The 17,135-nt window shown below is 71.7% G+C and carries 13 protein-coding genes; 8 read left to right on the top strand and 5 right to left on the bottom strand.

Annotated elements, in window-relative coordinates:
* Positions 1 to 91: 91 nt before the first annotated feature.
* Complete coding sequence (locus tag OG574_RS22425; RefSeq protein WP_326774667.1) at positions 92 to 1,690, top strand: sensor histidine kinase; 1,599 nt, start codon at positions 92 to 94, stop codon at positions 1,688 to 1,690.
* On the top strand, positions 1,687 to 2,334 hold the full coding sequence (locus tag OG574_RS22420; protein WP_326774666.1) for a response regulator transcription factor: 648 nt from the start codon (positions 1,687 to 1,689) through the stop codon (positions 2,332 to 2,334). The genes OG574_RS22425 and OG574_RS22420 overlap by 4 nt, the downstream gene beginning before the upstream one ends.
* On the opposite strand, the gene OG574_RS22415 is transcribed toward OG574_RS22420, so the two are convergent.
* Entirely contained in the window at positions 2,335 to 2,976 is a 642-nt protein-coding gene (locus OG574_RS22415) for a phosphatase PAP2 family protein (protein ID WP_326774665.1), read from the bottom strand.
* A gap of 185 nt (positions 2,977 to 3,161) precedes the next feature.
* Here OG574_RS22415 and OG574_RS22410 point away from each other — a divergent pair, with 185 nt between their 5' ends.
* Positions 3,162 to 3,962 carry a hypothetical protein gene (locus OG574_RS22410; RefSeq protein WP_326774664.1) on the top strand — a complete coding sequence of 267 codons (801 nt, stop codon included), beginning with the start codon at positions 3,162 to 3,164 and terminating at the stop codon, positions 3,960 to 3,962.
* Positions 3,963 to 4,294: 332 nt separating this feature from the next.
* Here OG574_RS22410 and disA read toward each other — a convergent pair whose 3' ends face one another.
* The gene (gene disA / locus OG574_RS22405; protein ID WP_100597752.1) at positions 4,295 to 5,419 is read right to left on the bottom strand and encodes a DNA integrity scanning diadenylate cyclase DisA; all 1,125 of its coding nucleotides are present in this window, start codon (positions 5,417 to 5,419) and stop codon (positions 4,295 to 4,297) included.
* 143 nt (positions 5,420 to 5,562) lie between these two features.
* Positions 5,563 to 6,972: a DNA repair protein RadA gene (gene radA / locus OG574_RS22400; protein WP_100597753.1), complete on the bottom strand. Its 1,410-nt coding sequence runs from the start codon at positions 6,970 to 6,972 to the stop codon at positions 5,563 to 5,565.
* A 244-nt stretch (positions 6,973 to 7,216) separates the two neighbouring features.
* On the opposite strand from radA, the gene OG574_RS22395 reads away from it, so the two are divergent.
* Positions 7,217 to 8,932: a BACON domain-containing protein gene (locus tag OG574_RS22395; protein ID WP_326774663.1), complete on the top strand. Its 1,716-nt coding sequence runs from the start codon at positions 7,217 to 7,219 to the stop codon at positions 8,930 to 8,932.
* A gap of 32 nt (positions 8,933 to 8,964) precedes the next feature.
* Here the strand turns inward: OG574_RS22395 and OG574_RS22390 are convergent, their stop codons facing one another.
* Positions 8,965 to 9,705: a hypothetical protein gene (locus OG574_RS22390; protein WP_326778579.1), complete on the bottom strand. Its 741-nt coding sequence runs from the start codon at positions 9,703 to 9,705 to the stop codon at positions 8,965 to 8,967.
* Between the two features lie 317 nt (positions 9,706 to 10,022).
* Here OG574_RS22390 and OG574_RS22385 point away from each other — a divergent pair, with 317 nt between their 5' ends.
* From OG574_RS22385 to ilvD, 4 genes are all read left to right on the top strand, one after another.
* On the top strand, positions 10,023 to 10,955 hold the full coding sequence (locus tag OG574_RS22385) for a Ppx/GppA phosphatase family protein (RefSeq protein ID WP_100597754.1): 933 nt from the start codon (positions 10,023 to 10,025) through the stop codon (positions 10,953 to 10,955).
* Positions 10,956 to 11,125: 170 nt separating this feature from the next.
* The gene (locus OG574_RS22380) at positions 11,126 to 11,950 is read left to right on the top strand and encodes a sugar phosphate isomerase/epimerase family protein (protein WP_199842024.1); all 825 of its coding nucleotides are present in this window, start codon (positions 11,126 to 11,128) and stop codon (positions 11,948 to 11,950) included.
* Positions 11,947 to 12,579, top strand: coding sequence for a TetR/AcrR family transcriptional regulator (locus OG574_RS22375; protein ID WP_326774662.1), 633 nt, complete (start codon positions 11,947 to 11,949; stop codon positions 12,577 to 12,579). The genes OG574_RS22380 and OG574_RS22375 overlap by 4 nt, the downstream gene beginning before the upstream one ends.
* 153 nt (positions 12,580 to 12,732) lie before the next feature.
* Positions 12,733 to 14,586 carry a dihydroxy-acid dehydratase gene (gene ilvD, locus OG574_RS22370; protein ID WP_326774661.1) on the top strand — a complete coding sequence of 618 codons (1,854 nt, stop codon included), beginning with the start codon at positions 12,733 to 12,735 and terminating at the stop codon, positions 14,584 to 14,586.
* Positions 14,587 to 14,781: 195 nt separating this feature from the next.
* On the opposite strand, the gene OG574_RS22365 is transcribed toward ilvD, so the two are convergent.
* On the bottom strand, positions 14,782 to 17,094 hold the full coding sequence (locus OG574_RS22365) for a protein kinase domain-containing protein (RefSeq protein ID WP_326778578.1): 2,313 nt from the start codon (positions 17,092 to 17,094) through the stop codon (positions 14,782 to 14,784).
* Positions 17,095 to 17,135: the final 41 nt, after the last annotated feature.

Here is a 17,135-nt window from a genome sequence, read left to right as displayed (position 1 = left end):
AAACGGGTTGGCTCGGCCTCGCGCGCTTGACGCCCACCCCTGACGATCGGCAGGGGCGGCGGCTCGACCGCCGCTTGTACCTTCGGAAGATGTGAGACCACCAGCCCGCAGTACGGGCCCCCTGCTCTGGGCGGCCCTGGCCGTCCCCGCAGTCGCCGCGGAGCGCCTCGGCCTGAACGAGCGGACCCCGCTGTGGGCCCAGCTCACCGGCCTCGCGATCCTGGCCGCGGCGACCGCGCTGCACCGCACCTGGCCCGCGACGGCGTTCCTGCTCGCGGCGGCGCCGGGCCTCGCCACGTCCACCTCCCTCTTCACCGCGTCGTACGGCTGCGCGCTGGCGGCCTTCGCCTTCCTGCTCGGACTGCGCGGCACGGCGACGGGCGTCGCACTGCTCTCGTTCGCGGCGGTGGCGGCGGCGGGCACGGCCAAGATCGCGGTACGCCAGGTCGACCCGGCGGCGGAGTGGCTGGTCCTCATGGGCACGCTGCTGTTCGGCGGGGTCTTCCCCTGGCTGATCGGCCGCTACTGGCGCCAGAGCCGCGAGCTGACGGCGGCGGGCTGGGCTCGGGCGGAACAGCTGGAACGCGAACACAGAATCGTCGCCGACCGCGCGAGACTGCGGGAGCGGGCGAGGATCGCCCAGGACATGCACGACTCACTGGGCCACGAACTGAGCCTCATCGCACTGCGCGCGGGCGCGCTCCAGGTGGCACCGGACATGGCCGAGGCGCACCGCACGGCGGCGGCCGAACTGCGCGCGGCGGCATCGGACGCGACGGAACGCCTGCACGGCATAGTCGGCCTGCTGCGCGAGGACGACGAGCCGGCGCCCCTGGCCCCACCGGGCGAAAGCATCGCGGCCCTGATCGAAAGAGCAGCGGACTCAGGCCTCCCGGTAACACTGCAAGACCCCCAGGACACCGGCCCCGACGCAACCCCCCGCACCGCCAGCCCCGACACAACAACCCGCACCGCCTACCGAGTGATCCAAGAAGCACTCACGAACGCGGCGAGACACGCACCCGGCGCCCCCGTCACCGTCGAACACACGCAGAACGAAGGCGGAACGACGGTGGAGATCACGAACGGCCGCCCCCGGCACCGCCCGGGCCCGGCGGGCAGCGGTACGGGTCTCATAGGCCTGCGCGCCGGAGTGGCGGCGCTGGGCGGCTCATTCGAGGCGGGCCCGCACGAGGAGGGCTACCGCGTCAGCGCCACCATCCCCACCGGGAAGACGCCCACCCCCGACACCACAGCACCGGGCGCCCTCTTCGCATCGGCGAGGCGCCTGGCCCACCGCCGGGTCGGGGTGGCGTTCGGAGCGGCGGCAGCGATGGGTGCGGTCCTGATCGGCGGGGCGTTCGCCTGGTACGCGTACACGAAGACGCACGCGGTGCTGACGCCGACGGCGTACACGGCCCTGAAGATCGGAACGCCGCTGGAGGAGACGGTCCCGCGGCTGCCGGACCGCACGATCAGCGACCCACCGGTGGACAGAGCTCCAACCCCGCCTCCACCGGGGACGGACTGCCGCTACTACAGGGCGAGCGGCGAACTCTTCGCCCCGGTGGACCACTTCAGACTCTGCTTCAGAAAGAATAAAAACCACGAACTAGCAGAAAAGAGCGTGATCCCCAAGCCGGGCACAGCGGACCAGCTACACCGACAGAACCGAAAGGAGCGGAAATGATCCGAGTGCTGCTGGCGGACGACGAGGCGATGATCCGGGCGGGCGTGAGCGCGATCCTGGCGGCGGGCGGCGACTTCGAGGTGGTGGCAGAGGCGGCGGACGGCCGTGAGGCGGTGAGCCTGACGCAGGCCCACCGCCCCGACGTGGCGCTCCTGGACATCCGCATGCCACGCCTGGACGGCCTGGCGGCGGCGGAGGAGATCGTACGAGCGGTGCCGGGCACGGCGGTGGCGATGCTGACGACGTTCTCGGAGGACGCGTACGTGGCCCGGGCCCTGGCCGGCGGGGCCACCGGATTCCTCCTCAAGTCCGGTGACCCGCATGAACTGATGGCGGGGGTCAGGGCCGTGGCGGACGGTGCGGCGTTCCTGTCGCCGAAGGTGGCGCGCCATGTCATCGACGGCTTCGGGGCACAACGCCTGGGCCGAGAGGCGGCGGCCAGGGCCCGAGTGGCCACGCTCACCCCACGCGAACGCGAGGTGCTGGGCCTGGTGGGCGCGGGCCTCTCGAACCCTGAGATAGCGCGCCGCCTGCACCTGGTGGAGGGCACGGTGAAGGCCTACGTCAGCGCGGTCCTGGAGCGCTTGGAGGTCAAGAACAGAGTGCAGGCGGCCATCGTGGCGTACGAGGCGGGCCTGGTCTGATCACTGCCGATGACCGCCGACAGCCACATACGCACCAACCACCCCCGGCCCGGCGAACCAACGAACAACGCCATTCCCGGACCCCCGCATCGCAACAACGACCCGAACCCCACCCCCCACACAAAGCCGCACCACGACGAACGAGACAAGAGCCCCGACCCCCAGCCCCACCGCCACGTCGTGCGGGTAGTGGACGCCGACGAAGACGCGGGAGAAGGCCATGAGGAGGGCGACGGGAACGGTGAGCCGGCCGATGGCGGGCCAGGCGAGGGTGAGACCGACAGCGGCAGCGGCGGCGATGGTGGCGTGATTGCTGGGGAACGACCAGTCACCGTGCGGCGGACACGCGACAAGAGAGTTCAGGGCGCCGGAGACGGCCCGGCAGGGACGCTCTTCGTCGACAACGGACTTGACCAGCTCGCTGCACACGTAGGCGACGCCGGTGGCCGGCGGGGCGAGCACCGCGACGGTCAGGGCCCGTGGATCACCGCGCCGGGCCCGCCACCAGGCCACGACGAAGAGCAGGGCGAATACCAGCAGCCCCAGCTCGGTGAACACCTCCATGAGGTGCTGGAACCACGACGGGGTGCCGTGGGCGAAGCCGGTGATGTCGCGATAGAGGCCGGAGTCGAAGATTCCCATGTCACGGACGGTACGTAAGGCCCGTACGCGGTCACATCCGGCGATGGTCTCGTCCCGTACCTGACGAAAGACAGGGGTTGTCCCCGCGCCGGAACGGCCGCCCGGGACTATGATCCGCAAAACTCGCGGGCCGTGGCGGCGGGTGGGGGCGGGAGAACGGACGGATCTCTCGTACAGTTTGCGCCGTGGGATCTCTGCGCAATCCGATCGGGCCGCTTCCCTCCACCATTTACTGGCGACGGAGGGCCGTTCTGCTGTCCATGGTGGCGCTGCTCGCGCTGCTGATCGTATGGGCCGTCAACTCCGGTGGCGGAGGCGGCAGGAACAGCGCCGGTGGCTCGAACGGCAAGAACACCGCGCCCTCTTCCATCACGCCCGGCCCCTCCGGGTCCGGACCCGCGATCAGCGAACACCCGGGCGGCCGCGACGAGTCGGGCGGCGGCGGTGGTGGTGACGGCGGTTCCTCGGACGGCGACAACGGTGACGGCTCAGGCTCGGACACAGCCGGCTCAGGGGCGGGATCCGATGACGACGCGAAGGGCGGCACAGGCGCGGGCGACCGACTCCCCGCGGGCTCGAGCCTCCCCGACTGCACGACAGGCGGCGTGACCCTGACGCTGCGCAGCGTCCACAACTCGTACGCGCCCGGAGAGAAGCCGAAGTTCGAGCTGACGGCCAAGAACACGACGGCGAAGGACTGCAAGGTCGATCTCGGCCCGAAGAACGCGGTCCTGACGATCACTCAGGCTTCCAGCGACGACGAGATCTGGTCCTCCGGCGACTGCCCCAAGGGCTCCGGCAGCCTCCTGCTGCGCGTACCGGCAGGCGCCCACATCACGCACACGATCGAATGGGACCGCAAGGCAAGCGCCCCTCAGTGCGCAACCCCGACGGCAGGCCCGGCAACGCCAGGAACCTACCTGGTAGAGGCGAAGGCAGCCCAACTCCCCAAGACTCAGGCATCTTTCGTACTGGCCAAGGACTGACAGGCACAGCCGCCCGACGTGCCCCCGGCGATCAGTCGCGTACGAGACAGAAGGGCCGACGAACGGCCCACCGGCCACCGGCCGGGTACGAGACGGGAGGGGCCGTGGCGGGATGTGCGCGCGGAGCCACCAGCACCACGTGCAGGTAATCAGCTGGGTGACGAGGCCCCGTAGAACAGCGAGCACGCACATCCCGGCGCGGCCCCGCACCTGAAAACGGCGCTGCGGCCCCGCACCTGAAAACGGCGCTGCGCCCCCGCACCTGAGGACAGCGCTGCGCCCCCGCACCCGAAGAAAACGGCGAGGCCCCCACGCCCCAGCCCGGCGGCAGCCTAGACGTACCGCTCAAGGATCGAAGACTCGGCCAACCGCGAGAGCCCTTCCCGCACGCTCCGGGCACGAGCCTCCCCGACGCCGTCCACAGCCTGCAGATCATCGACGCTGGCGGCGAGCAGCTTCTGCAACCCGCCAAAGTGCTCGACAAGCCGGTCAATGATCGCCCCAGGCAGCCGGGGCACCTTCGCCAGCAGCCGGAACCCGCGAGGCGAAATGGCCGAGTCGAGGGTCTCCGGAGACCCGGTGTACCCCAACGCGCGTGCCACAGTGGACAGTTCAAGAAGCTCGGCATGCGTCAGCGCATCGAGCTCGAACAGCGCCTCATCAACGGTCCGGGAGCGCTTGGCGGTGGGCTCCGGCACATAGTCCCGAACGACGAGCTCCCGCTCGGGCTCGACGCCGGCGATCAACTCGTCGAGCTGAAGGGCGAGCAGTCGCCCGTCCGTCCCGAGCTCCACCACGTACTCGGCGATCTCGGTGGCGATGCGCCGCACCATCTCCAGCCGCTGAGCGACCGCGGTCACATCGCGCACGGTAACGAGATCCTCGATCTCGAGCGCGGAGAGCGTCCCGGCCACCTCGTCCAAGCGGAGCTTGTACCGCTCGAGAGTCGCCAGCGCCTGATTCGCCCGGGAGAGAATCGCGGCCGAGTCCTCGAGAACGCGCCGCTGCCCGTCCACGTAGAGGGCGATGAGCCGCATCGACTGCGACACGGAGACCACAGGGAAGCTGACCTGCTTGCTCACGCGGTCCGCCGTGCGGTGCCGCGTGCCCGTCTCCTCCGTGGGGATCGTGGGGTCCGGCACCAACTGGACGCCCGCCCGAAGGATCTTGGTGATGTCCTTGTCGATGACGATGCCGCCGTCGAGCTTGCACAGCTCGCGCAGGCGCGTCGCGGTGAACTCGACGTCCAGGATGAAACCGCCGGTACACATCGACTCGACGGTCTTGTCCCAGCCGAGAACGATGAGTCCGCCGGTGTTGCCGCGGAGGATTCGCTCGAGGCCGTCACGCAGCGCCGTACCGGGCGCGACGGCGCTCAGTGAGGCGCGCATCAGCCCATCGGCGCCGGAGCTCCCGCCGGACTTGCCGGGAGCTGCTGCCCGGTCGTTGGCTGCCACTGCACTCCTCCGGTCGCAGATGTCACAGATATTGCAGACATCTATTGCAGACATCGCAGATGTCACAGATGTCGCAGATCCTGCGGAACTTGCAGATCTTGAATGCCCAGGGTTCGTACGCACGGGCGAGACCAGGGCAAAGTCTACCGGCGCTCCTCCGTCTCCCGTGGGGCCTCTCGGCGACGGCTCCTGGGCAGCACGCGCAGAGCATCCCCCATGTCGGCGACTTCGGTGACCTTCATACCGGCGGGCACCTTGCCGGGATCGCTCGGCACGAGGGCGTGGGTGAAGCCGAGCCGGTGCGCCTCGGCGAGCCGGCGCTGCACGCCGGTCACCCGTCTGACCTCGCCCGCGAGGCCCACTTCACCGATCGCGACGAGGTTCTTGGGGAGCGGGGTGTCGCTGGCGGCGCTGGCGAGGGCGAGCGCGATGGCGAGGTCCGCGGCGGGCTCGGAGAGCTTCACGCCGCCGACGGTCGCGGAGTAGATGTCCCGCTTTCCCAGGGCGCTGATCCGCCCGCGCTGCTCGAGCACGGCGAGCATCATCGAGACGCGAGAGGTCTCCAGGCCGGACGTCGTACGCCGGGGGGACGGGATCTGGGAGTCGACGGTGAGGGCCTGGACCTCGGCGACAAGGGGCCGCCGCCCCTCCAGGGTGACGGTGAGACACGTCCCGGGAACGGGCTCGTCGCGGCGGGTGAGGAACAGCCCGCTGGGGTCGGCGAGTCCCGTGATGCCCTCGTCGTGGAGCTCGAAGCAGCCGACCTCGTCGGTCGTCCCATACCGGTTCTTCACACCGCGGACGAGGCGCAGGCGCGCGTGCCTGTCGCCTTCGAAGGAGAGGACGACGTCCACGAGGTGTTCAAGGAGGCGAGGGCCGGCGATGGCGCCGTCCTTGGTGACGTGGCCCACGAGGAGGGTGGCCATGCCGCGGTCCTTGGAGGCGCGGATCAGCGCGCCGGCGACCTCGCGGACCTGGGCCATGCCGCCGGGGGCGCCGTCGATCTCGGGGGAGGCGACGGTCTGCACGGAGTCCATGATCAGGAGGCTGGGCTTGACGGCGTCCAAGTGGCCGAGGACCGCGGACAGATCGGTCTCGGCGGCGAGATACAGATGGTCGTCGATCGCCTTGATGCGGTCGGCGCGCATCCGGACCTGGCTGGCCGACTCCTCACCCGTGACATACAGGGTGCGGTGCTCGTCGCTGGCGGCCTTGGCGGCGACGTCGAGCAGGAGGGTGGACTTGCCGACGCCGGGCTCGCCCGCGACCAGGACGACGGCGCCGGGTACGAGGCCCCCGCCCAGGACCCGGTCGAGCTCGGGCACGCCGGTGGAGCGGGCGGTGGCCTGCCGGGCGTCGACCTGGCCGATCGGGACGGCGGACGTCGTGACCCGGCCGGGCGCGGTCGTCCGCACGGCGGGCACGCCGTACTCCTCGACCGTCCCCCACGCCTGGCACTCGCCGCAGCGACCCAGCCATTTCGCCGTCTGCCAGCCGCACTCGGTGCAGCGGTAGGACGGCCGGTCCTTGCCGGATTTCGTACGGGCAGCCATGCACCGAACCGTAACCGAGACCACTGACAACCCGGCGCCGACCGCCACCCGCCCCCTCAGGGGAGCCCCGCGCCGGGTGTGCGCCCATGCGCCCCCCGGCGCACAAAAATGCGCCGAGCGCATGTTCCCCTGAACGGAATTTAGTATTCGCGTCCCCCTTTGAGGGATCGTTTCACCCGTACGGATTAAATGTCCCCAAGGGGGAGGAAGGGTGCGGCACCATCCGCCTACGGTCGCACGGGTGATGACCAGCAGGCCGGAAACTCCCACGCAGACCACCGGCGCACACCGGGCGCACCGCGACGGGCGCGGGCGACCTGCGCCGCGGACCGTACCCCAGCGCCCGACATCGCGCTACGAGCCTTATCTGGACGGCCTGTTCACGTACTGCCTGTCCGTCCTGTGCGATCACGACGACGCCCTCGCGGCGCTGGGCGACGCCCTCGCGCTCGGCGAACGCCGCGGCTCCCGCGGCCCCGAATCCGAGAGCGACCGCAAAGCGTGGCTGTACGCGCTCGCGCGCTGGTCGTGCCTGCGGGCGCTCGCGGAGGCGAAGCGCCGCAGACAGGGGACGCACGCATCGGGCAGGCCCCACCCCGAAACCCCGCCCGCCAAAGAGACCCCCTCCGAAGAGATCCAGGCGCAGCGCCGCCGAGAGCTGGCGCTCCTGGCCTGGCCGGAGGCGGCCGGTACGACACCCGAGCAGCGCGAGGCGCTGGAGCTGGCCGTACGTCACCAGCTGTCGCCCCGAGAGGTCGCCGCCGCGCTGGGCACGGACCCGGCGCTCACCCGCGAGCTGCTCGCCTCCGCCGCCTGCGAGGTGGAACGCACCCGCGCCGCGCTGGCCGTGGTGGAGACCGGCACCTGCCCGAGCGTCGCCCGCCTCACCGGGGACAATCAGCTGCTGCTGAGCTCCGCCCTGCGCCGCGAGCTGGTCCGGCACGTCGACGACTGCCCCCGCTGCCGCCGCACCGCCGAGCGCGCCACCCCCGGCGCCTGGCCCGGCACCACGGTCACCCCGGCCGCCCTGCCCCTCGCGACGGCCCCGCGCGCGGCCCTGCACGGGGCGATGGCCCATGGCAACCGCCCCCAGCGCGGCGCGGCACCCCGCTTCGACCGGCGCGGCTTCCCGATGGACCCCAAGGACCGCGCCGCCCGCCGAGACCGGCTACGCGCGCGTGCCGTCACGACGACGGTCGTCGCCACCGTCGTGGCCGCTCCGGTGCTGGCGCTGTGGGCGGCGTACCGGGGAGCGCCGCAGACGGGCGAGAGCCAGGACGGGCGCTCGATCAGCGCGAGCGAGGCCGGCGACCCGGGCGGGCTCGACGGCAACGGCGTGGACGGCGCGTACGAGAACGCGGGCAACGCGCGCACGACCCCGGACCCCCGTTTCACCGCGGGCAGCCGCTCCCCGGACGTCTCCGTGGAGGTCATCAGCCCCGGCGGCCCCTCGCACTCGGGCCCGGGCCGGCTCACCGTCGAGGCGCAGCCGAGCGGCTCCGCGACCCTCATCACGCTGACGGCGTCCGGGAGTTCACCGGTCCACTGGTCCGCGCACACCGGAGCGAGCTGGCTCTATCTGACGAGCACGTCGGGAACGCTGCGGCCCGGCGAGTCGTTCACGATCCGGGTGTACGTCGATCACGACCGGGAGCCCGCCGGTCACTGGTCGGCGCGCATCGGCATCGACCCCTCCGGGGCCGTCATCTCAATAGAGGGACACGGGAGTTCGGGCCCCTCGGACCCGGGCCCCGACCCGTCGAACACGGGCAACCCGGGCCCCGGCCCGTCGGACCCCACGCCGTCCGACCCCACGCCGTCGGACCCCGGCCCGTCCGACCCGGACCCCACTCCGTCCGACCAGAGCCCCACGCCGTCCGACCCGTCACCGAGCCCGTCGGCCCCCACGGACTCGTCACCGCCGCCGAGCGGCGGCGGCGCGAGCCCGAGCGGCGGCTAGCGCGGTCCCCGCCGGCCGGCGGGGACAGGGGGCTAGGAAGCGCTGGCGGGATCCGCCGGGTGCGGCGCGAGCAGCGGCAGCTGGGAGGCCAGGCGCTCCTCGCACAGCTCGGCGAGGCGGTCGTAGCCCTCCTTGCCCATGAGCTCGGTCAGCTCGGGCCGGTAGGAGACGTACACCGGGTCGCCCGCGCCGTGGGCCGACGTCGCCGAGGTGCACCACCAGTGCAGGTCGTGGCCGCCCGGGCCCCAGCCGCGGCGGTCGTACTCACCGATGGACACCTGGAGCACGCGGGTGTCGTCGGGCCGGTCGATCCACTCGTAGGTCCGGCGGACCGGGAGCTGCCAGCACACGTCCGGCTTGGTCTCCAGGGGCTCGCGGCCCTCCTTGATCGCCAGGATGTGCAGCGAGCAGCCCGCGCCGCCCTTGAAGCCGGGACGGTTCTGGAAGATGCACGAGCCGTTGTACGGGCGGGTCTGGCGCTCGCCGTCCTCGTCCTTGGAGACCCAGCCCGTCTCCGTACCGACCTCGTGGTGCTGCCAGATGTCGGGCGTGAGCCGGGCCACGAAGCCGGCCACGCGCTTCTCGTCGTCCTCGTCGGAGAAGTGGGCGCCGAGCGTGCAGCAGCCGTCGTCCGCGCGGCCCGCCTGGATGCCCTGGCAGCCGCTCCCGAAGATGCAGCTCCAGCGCGAAGTCAGCCACGTCAGATCGCAGCGGAAGATCTGCTCGTCGTCCGCGGGGTCGGGGAACTCGACCCAGGCGCGGGCGAAGTCCAGACCCTTCTCGTCCGGGACGGAACCCTTCGCCCTGCCCTTTGAAGACGTGCCCTTTGAAGACGTGCCCTTCGCGGACGCCCCCTTTGAGCCCTTCGAAGATGCCGTCTTCGCTGATGACTCGTTCAGCGGTGACCCCTTAGTTCCCGATTCCTTCGACTTCGGCGCCTTGGACGGCTTACTGGCCGACTTGGCTTCCTTGTCGCTTTTACCGCGCTTGTCGGCGTTGACCTTTTTCGTCTTTGGCACGGTTCCAGGGTAAGCGCGCTGCGGTGCCCTCGGGGACTGACGCCCGCCCCAGGCGCAGTAGCGTTCCGTATATGAGACTCGGTGTCCTCGACGTGGGTTCGAACACGGTGCACTTGCTTGTGGTGGACGCACACCCGGGCGCGCGACCGCTGCCCGCGCACTCGCACAAGGCGGAGCTGCGGCTCGCGCAGCTCCTCGACGACCGCGGCGCCATCAGCCCCGACGGCGTGGCCCGGCTGACCGCCACCGTGCGGGACGCCCTGGAGGCGGCCGAGGACAAAGGCGTCGAGGACCTCGTCCCCTTCGCCACCTCCGCCGTACGCGAGGCGAGCAACGCCGACGAGGTCCTCGCCCGGGTCAAGGAGGACACCGGCGTCGAGCTGCGCGTCCTCACCGGCGAGGAGGAGGCCCGGCTCACCTTCCTCGCGGCCCGCCGCTGGTTCGGCTGGTCGGCCGGGAAGCTGCTTGTCCTGGACATCGGTGGCGGCTCACTCGAGATCGCGTACGGCATCGACGAGGAGCCCGACGCCGCGGTGTCGCTGCCGCTCGGGGCGGGGCGCCTGACGGCGGGCTGGCTGCCGGGTGACCCGCCGGACGCCGCGGACATCAAGGCGCTGCGCCGGCACGTGCGGGCGCAGATCGCACGCTCGGTCGGGGAGTTCACGCGCTTCGGCAAACCCGATCACGTCGTCGCCACGTCCAAGACGTTCAAGCAGCTCGCGCGCCTGGCCGGAGCGGCCCGCTCCACCGAGGGGCTGTACGTCCAGCGGGACCTGAAGCGCAAGTCCCTGGAGGACTGGGTGCCGCGCCTCGCCGCGATGACGGAGGCGGAGCGCGCCGAACTCCCCGGGGTCTCGGAGGGCCGAGCGGGCCAGCTGCTCGCGGGCGCGCTGGTGGCCGAGGGTGCCATGGACCTGTTCGGGGTGGAAACCCTGGAGGTCTGCCCCTGGGCGCTCCGGGAGGGCGTGATCCTCAGGCGGCTCGACCACATGCCGGGGGTCTGACGGGACGTACCGCGGGCCGCGGCCGGGTCGCGGTCACGGGCACCCCGGCCGCGGCGGCTCCCGCCACTGCCCGGGGCCGCCGGCCGGGGATGCCCAATTGAGGCGCACCCCACAGCGCCCGCCCGCCGGCCACCTCCCCGGGGCTCAGCCGGGGCCCGTACTCTGTCTCCGTGGCAGAACCAGTGGTGCGCATCCCGGATGCGAAGGTCGCCCTGTCGACGGCCTCGGTCTATCCGGAGTCGACGGCGACGGCCTTCGAGATCGCGGCACGCCTGGGCTACGACGGCGTCGAGGTCATGGTCTGGACCGACCCCGTCAGCCAGGACATCGAGGCCCTGCGCCGGCTCTCCGACTACCACCAGGTCCCGATCCTCGCCGTGCACGCGCCCTGTCTGCTGATCACGCAGCGCGTCTGGTCCACCGACCCGTGGACCAAGCTCCAGCGCGCGAAGTCGGCGGCGGAGAAGCTCGGCGCGTCCACGGTCGTCGTCCACCCGCCCTTCCGCTGGCAGCGCCAGTACGCACGCGACTTCGTCGACGGCATCTGGCGCATGGCCGACGAGACGGAAGTCCGCTTCGCTGTCGAGAACATGTACCCCTGGCGCTACCGGGACCGCGAGATGCTCGCGTACGCCCCCGACTGGGACGTCACCAAGGACGACTACCGGCACTTCACGATCGACCTCAGCCACACCGCGACGGCCCGCACCGACGCGATGTCGATGATCGACCGCATGGGCGACCGCCTCGGCCACGTCCACCTCGCCGACGGCGGCGGCTCCAGCAAGGACGAGCACCTGGTCCCCGGCCGCGGCACGCAGCCCTGCGCCGAGCTCCTGGAGCGCCTCGCCCTGACCGGCTTCGACGGGCACGTCGTCATCGAGGTCAACACCCGCCGCGCCATGTCCAGCGCCGAACGTGAGGCCGACCTCGCCGAGGCACTCGCCTTCACCCGGCTCCACCTCGCGTCGGCGGTCCGGGTTCCCCGCTCATGACCGACCCGGACGTCCCTCCCGTACGCCGCAGGGGGCGGCCTTCCCGTACGCAGACGGAGGCGGCGGGCCCCGCGACCCGCGATCGCATCTTGGAGGCGGCCCGCGCGGAGTTCTCCGAGCGTGGTTACGAGAAGACGTCGGTACGCGGCATCGCCAAGGCGGCGGGCGTGGACGCGGCACTGGTGCACCACTACTTCGGTACGAAGGAGCAGGTCTTCGAGGCGTCCATCGAGGTCGCCTTCGCCCCCGCTTTGAACGCGCCGGCCGCCATCGAGGACGGCCCGACGGACGGCGTCGGCGAGCGCCTCACCCGTTTCATCTTCTCCGTGTGGGAGAACCCGGCGACCCGTGCCCCGCTCCTCGCGATCGTCCGCTCGGCCGTGAACAACGAGACCGCGGCGGCCGTCTTCCGGCGCCTGGTCGCCGTACAGCTGCTGCGGAAGATCGCCGGGCAGCTCGACCTGCCGTCCGAGGAGGCCGAGCTCAGGGCGGAGCTGGCGGCGGCGCAGCTCGTGGGGGTCGCGATGCTGCGGTACGTGATCAAGGTGGAACCATTGGCGTCGGCCGACATGGAGCGGATCGTCGAGCGGGTGGCGCCGGTGGTGCAGGGGCATCTGACGGGGGAGTGACGAGGGCTCCGGCCGGCTGAACGGGACATACAGCGAGACGCCCGTCCCGCATTCCGGACGCTCTGTCCGGATCCTGGATCGGCGGCGTACGCTCGATAGCAGCCCTATCTGCCGCACGGGCCCGTATGCGGGCCCTTGAAGGAGCGAGCGACGATGCCCGAGCTGAGGTCCCGCACAGTCACCCATGGACGCAACATGGCGGGCGCGCGCGCCCTTATGCGCGCCTCCGGGGTACCCGGTGCGGACATCGGCCGGAAGCCGATCATCGCCGTGGCCAACTCGTTCACCGAGTTCGTGCCCGGCCACACCCACCTGCAGCCGGTCGGCCGCATCGTCTCCGACGCGATCACGGCGGCGGGCGGCATCGCACGCGAGTTCAACACGATCGCCGTCGACGACGGCATCGCGATGGGCCACGGCGGCATGCTCTACTCGCTGCCCTCCCGCGACCTGATCGCGGACAGCGTCGAGTACATGGTCGAGGCGCACTGCGCCGACGCCCTGATCTGCATCTCGAACTGCGACAAGATCACGCCCGGCATGCTGATGGCGGCCCTGCGCCTGAACATCCCGACGGTCTTCGTCTCCGGCGGCCCGATGGAGTCCGGCCGCGCCACCCTGGTCGACGGCACCGTCCGCACGCTCGACCTGGTCGACGCGATCTCCGACGCCGTGAACGACAAGATCTCGGACGAGGACATCCTCCGTATCGAGGAGAACGCCTGTCCGACCTGCGGTTCCTGTTCCGGCATGTTCACGGCCAACTCCATGAACTGCCTGACGGAGGTCATCGGCCTCTCCCTGCCCGGCAACGGCTCGGTCCTCGCGACGCACACGGCCCGCAAGGCGCTGTACGAGAACGCGGCCCGCACCGTCATGGACATCACGCGCCGCTACTACGAGGAGGACGACGAGTCGGTCCTGCCGCGTAACGTCGCCACCTTCGCGGCCTTCCAGAACGCCATGGCCCTCGACATCGCCATGGGCGGCTCCACCAACACGATCCTGCACCTGCTGGCCGCCGCGCAGGAGGCGGGCGTCGCCTTCGGTCTGGACGAGATCAACGACGTCTCGCGCCGTGTGCCGTGCCTCGCCAAGGTCGCGCCGAACGTGGCGAAGGACCGCACGTACTACATGGAGGACGTGCACCGCGCCGGCGGCATCCCCGCCCTCCTCGGCGAGCTGTACCGGGCCGGCCTCCTGAACGAGGACGTCCACTCCGTCCACAGCCCGTCGCTGTCCGACTGGCTGAAGACGTGGGACGTGCGCGGGGGCTCCCCGTCCGCGGAGGCCGTCGAGATGTGGCACGCGGCCCCCGGCTGCGTCCGCTCGGCGGAGGCGTTCTCCCAGTCGGAGCGCTGGGAGGCGCTCGACGTGGACGCCGAGAACGGCTGCATCCGGTCCGCCGAGCACGCGTACTCGAAGGACGGCGGCCTGGCGGTCCTCAAGGGCAACCTGGCGGTCGACGGCTGCGTCGTGAAGACGGCGGGCGTCGACGAGTCGATCTGGACCTTCGAGGGTCCGGCGGTCGTCTGCGAATCGCAGGAGGACGCCGTCGACAAGATCCTCAAGAAGGAGATCACGCACGGCGACGTCGTGGTCATCCGCTACGAGGGCCCCAAGGGCGGTCCCGGCATGCAGGAGATGCTCTACCCGACGTCGTTCCTCAAGGGCCGCGGCCTCGGCAAGACCTGCGCCCTGATCACGGACGGCCGCTTCTCCGGCGGCACGTCGGGCCTGTCCATCGGCCACGCCTCGCCCGAGGCGGCGTCCGGCGGCACGATCGCCCTCGTCCAGGACGGCGACCGCATCCGCATCGACATCCCGAACCGCTCGATCGAACTCCTCGTCCCCGACGCGGAGCTGGCCACCCGCCGCGAGGCCCTGAACGGCGTCTACGCCCCGGTCGCCCGGGAACGCAAGGTCTCGGCGGCGCTGCGCGCCTACGCCGCGATGGCCACGAGCGCGGACAAGGGCGCGGTGCGGGACGTCTCGAAGCTGGGCTGAGGACCGACTGCCGCCGGATGAGGCGGTGGCGTGACTCTGTCCGAGCCCGCATCGGCCAGTGCCACTGCCGATACCGACGCTGATGTGAGCCCGCCCGGCGGCGATTTCGCTGCCGGGCGGGCTCATGTCTGTACGGCGACTGTCCTTACGTCTGTACGGCGACCGTGCCTGACCTGAGTGCTGCCCCGGCCCACGTCACCAGCGCCCGGGCTCCCGCCCGTCCACCCCGAACACACTCCCGTCCGGCGCACTCCCGTAGACGCGCCCTGCCTCACCCACGACGGGCGCGGGCAACTCCCCGGCCACCCGCCCGGGTTCACTCCCGAGTCGGGGGCGCGTCTGGCCCAGGGGCTTGCCGGTACGGGCGTCGGTGGCGAGGAGGCGGCCGTCGGGTGCGGTGAGGTAGAGCGACCGGTCCGACACGACGGGCCGCGAGGGGCGGCTGACCGAGGTCTCCAGGCGCCAGCTGACCGCGTCCTGCGGCCTCGTCGCCGTGGTGTCGACGGCGACGAGTGAGCCGCCGGCTCCGTATACGTAGGCGATGCCGCCGCTCTCCGTGGCCTCGGCCTGGTCCGCGGGCGTCGTCAGGGGGAAGCGGTGTGCGGTCCGGTCGCCGGTGTCGAGCCGTACGACGGCGTCCACCAGGAGGTCCGTGTCGGTGGACAGCAGGTACACGGCTTCGTCCGATGCGCCGAAGGGGCTGAGGCTGCCCGCGGCCCGGACGGTCCACAGCACGGCGCCCCCGTGGGCGCCGATCGCGCTGACCGACGTGGTGCCTCCGTCGGCGGACGCCGTTACGGCGAAGAAGTCGCCGTCGCCGCGCGGTCCAGCGATCCACTGGGTGCCGAGGCCGCCGACGCGCTTCGTCCACCGCGGCTCGCCGGTCGCGCTGTTCAGGGCGCGCACGGTACCGCCCGATCCGATCAGCAGCGTCGTGTCCACGCCGTGCTCCACGGCCTCGTACGCGGACGCGTCGACGTCCCAACGCTCCTCGCCCGTACGGGGATCCAGTGCCCTGATCCGGCCGTCGTCGACCAGGTGCAGCAGTCCTCCGGACAGCGTGGGCGCCGCCGGAGCGGACCGCTGCGCGGTCGTGCCGGAGGGGTGCCGCTCGCGGGGCGCGGCCGAGGCCCACACGACGTGGCCGTTCAGCGGGTCGAGCCGCGTTGTTCTGCCGCCGCCGCTGACGCAGTAGAGGGCGCCCGGCCCGGAGGCGCACGCCGGGGCGGTGGCGCTCGCTCCACCGAGGTTCTTGTGCCAGGGCTTGAAGGATCCGGCTTGCCGCACGGCCGTCCCGCCGGATCCGGTCCCGCCACCGCCCTCCGCCGTGTACAGCGCGATGCCTGCGCCGGCCGCTGCCAGCGCGAGTACGGCTCCTGCCGTCAGTGCCCAGCGGCGACGGTGCCGCGGTGACTTCGGCGTGGCTCTTTCGCCCGGCCGCGGGTGGGTGGGCTGGTCCGCCCGGGACGCGGGGGAGTCCTGGCCGGCGGGTGTGGATGCGGGCGCGGGCCCGTCCTGGCGGCGGATGCGCCGGGTCCACCGGGTGCTCTCCTCGCGTCCGCCGTCCGCGTCCGACTGCCTGTCCGGGTACCGCTGCCCGCTCGGGCGCCGCTGGGCCGGTATGAACGCGCCGGCCCCAGAACCCGCTGTCCCAGCGCCGGTCCCGGTTCCCGTCCCGGCCGGGGAAGGCTGCCGCAGCGCCTCCATGATCTCGGCGGGCAGGGGCCGCTCCCCGGGTTCCTTCGCGAGGCAACGCCTGATCAGCGGCGCGAGGTCCTCGGGCGCCCCGGCCAAGTCCGGCTCGTTGTGGACGACTTGGTAGGCGACGATGTACGGGCTGTTCGAGTCGAAGGGCCCGCGCCCCGTCGCCGCGTGGGCCAGCACGGCGCCCATGGCGAAGACATCCGCGGCGGGTCCCACTTCACGGGGCCGCTGGAACTGCTCGGGCGCCATGAACGGCGGCGAGCCGATCAACTTGCCCGTCTCGGTACGCAGATCGCTGTCCGTCGGGCGGGAGATGCCGAAGTCGATGACTTTCGGGCCGTCGGCGGCGAGGAGGACGTTGCTCGGCTTGAGATCGCGGTGCACGACGCCGACACGATGGATGTCGCGCAGCGCCTCGGCGAGCCCCGCACCCAGCCTGCGGACGTCGTCGGACGCCAGCGCGCCGTTCCGCTTCACCCGCTCGGCGAGCGTGTCGCCGGGGATGAACAGCGTGGCCATCCACGGCAGTTCGGCATTCGGATCGGCGTCGACCACCGGCGCGGTGAAGGCGCCGCTGACCCTTCGCGCGGCGTTTACCTCTTGCCGGAAACGGGCCCTGAACTCGGGATCCGCCGCGTACTCGGCATGTACGACCTTGATGGCGAGACGCAGCCCCGAAGCGGACGTCGCCAGGTGCACCACACCCATGCCGCCCGCGCCGAGGCATGACTCAAGACGGTACTGCCCGGCGTACTCAGGATGTTCCGCTTCCCGGCCCGGCCCGGTGCTGCGCAGCGGCGGCATCGCCCACCCCCGTGTCTGTGTCCGCAAGCGCGACGCACGGA

The organism is Streptomyces sp. NBC_01445 (genome assembly GCF_035918235.1).
Lineage (GTDB): Bacteria > Actinomycetota > Actinomycetes > Streptomycetales > Streptomycetaceae > Streptomyces.
The sequence above is the reverse complement of the archived record's forward strand: the minus strand, read 5'-3'. Positions and strand labels throughout refer to the sequence as shown.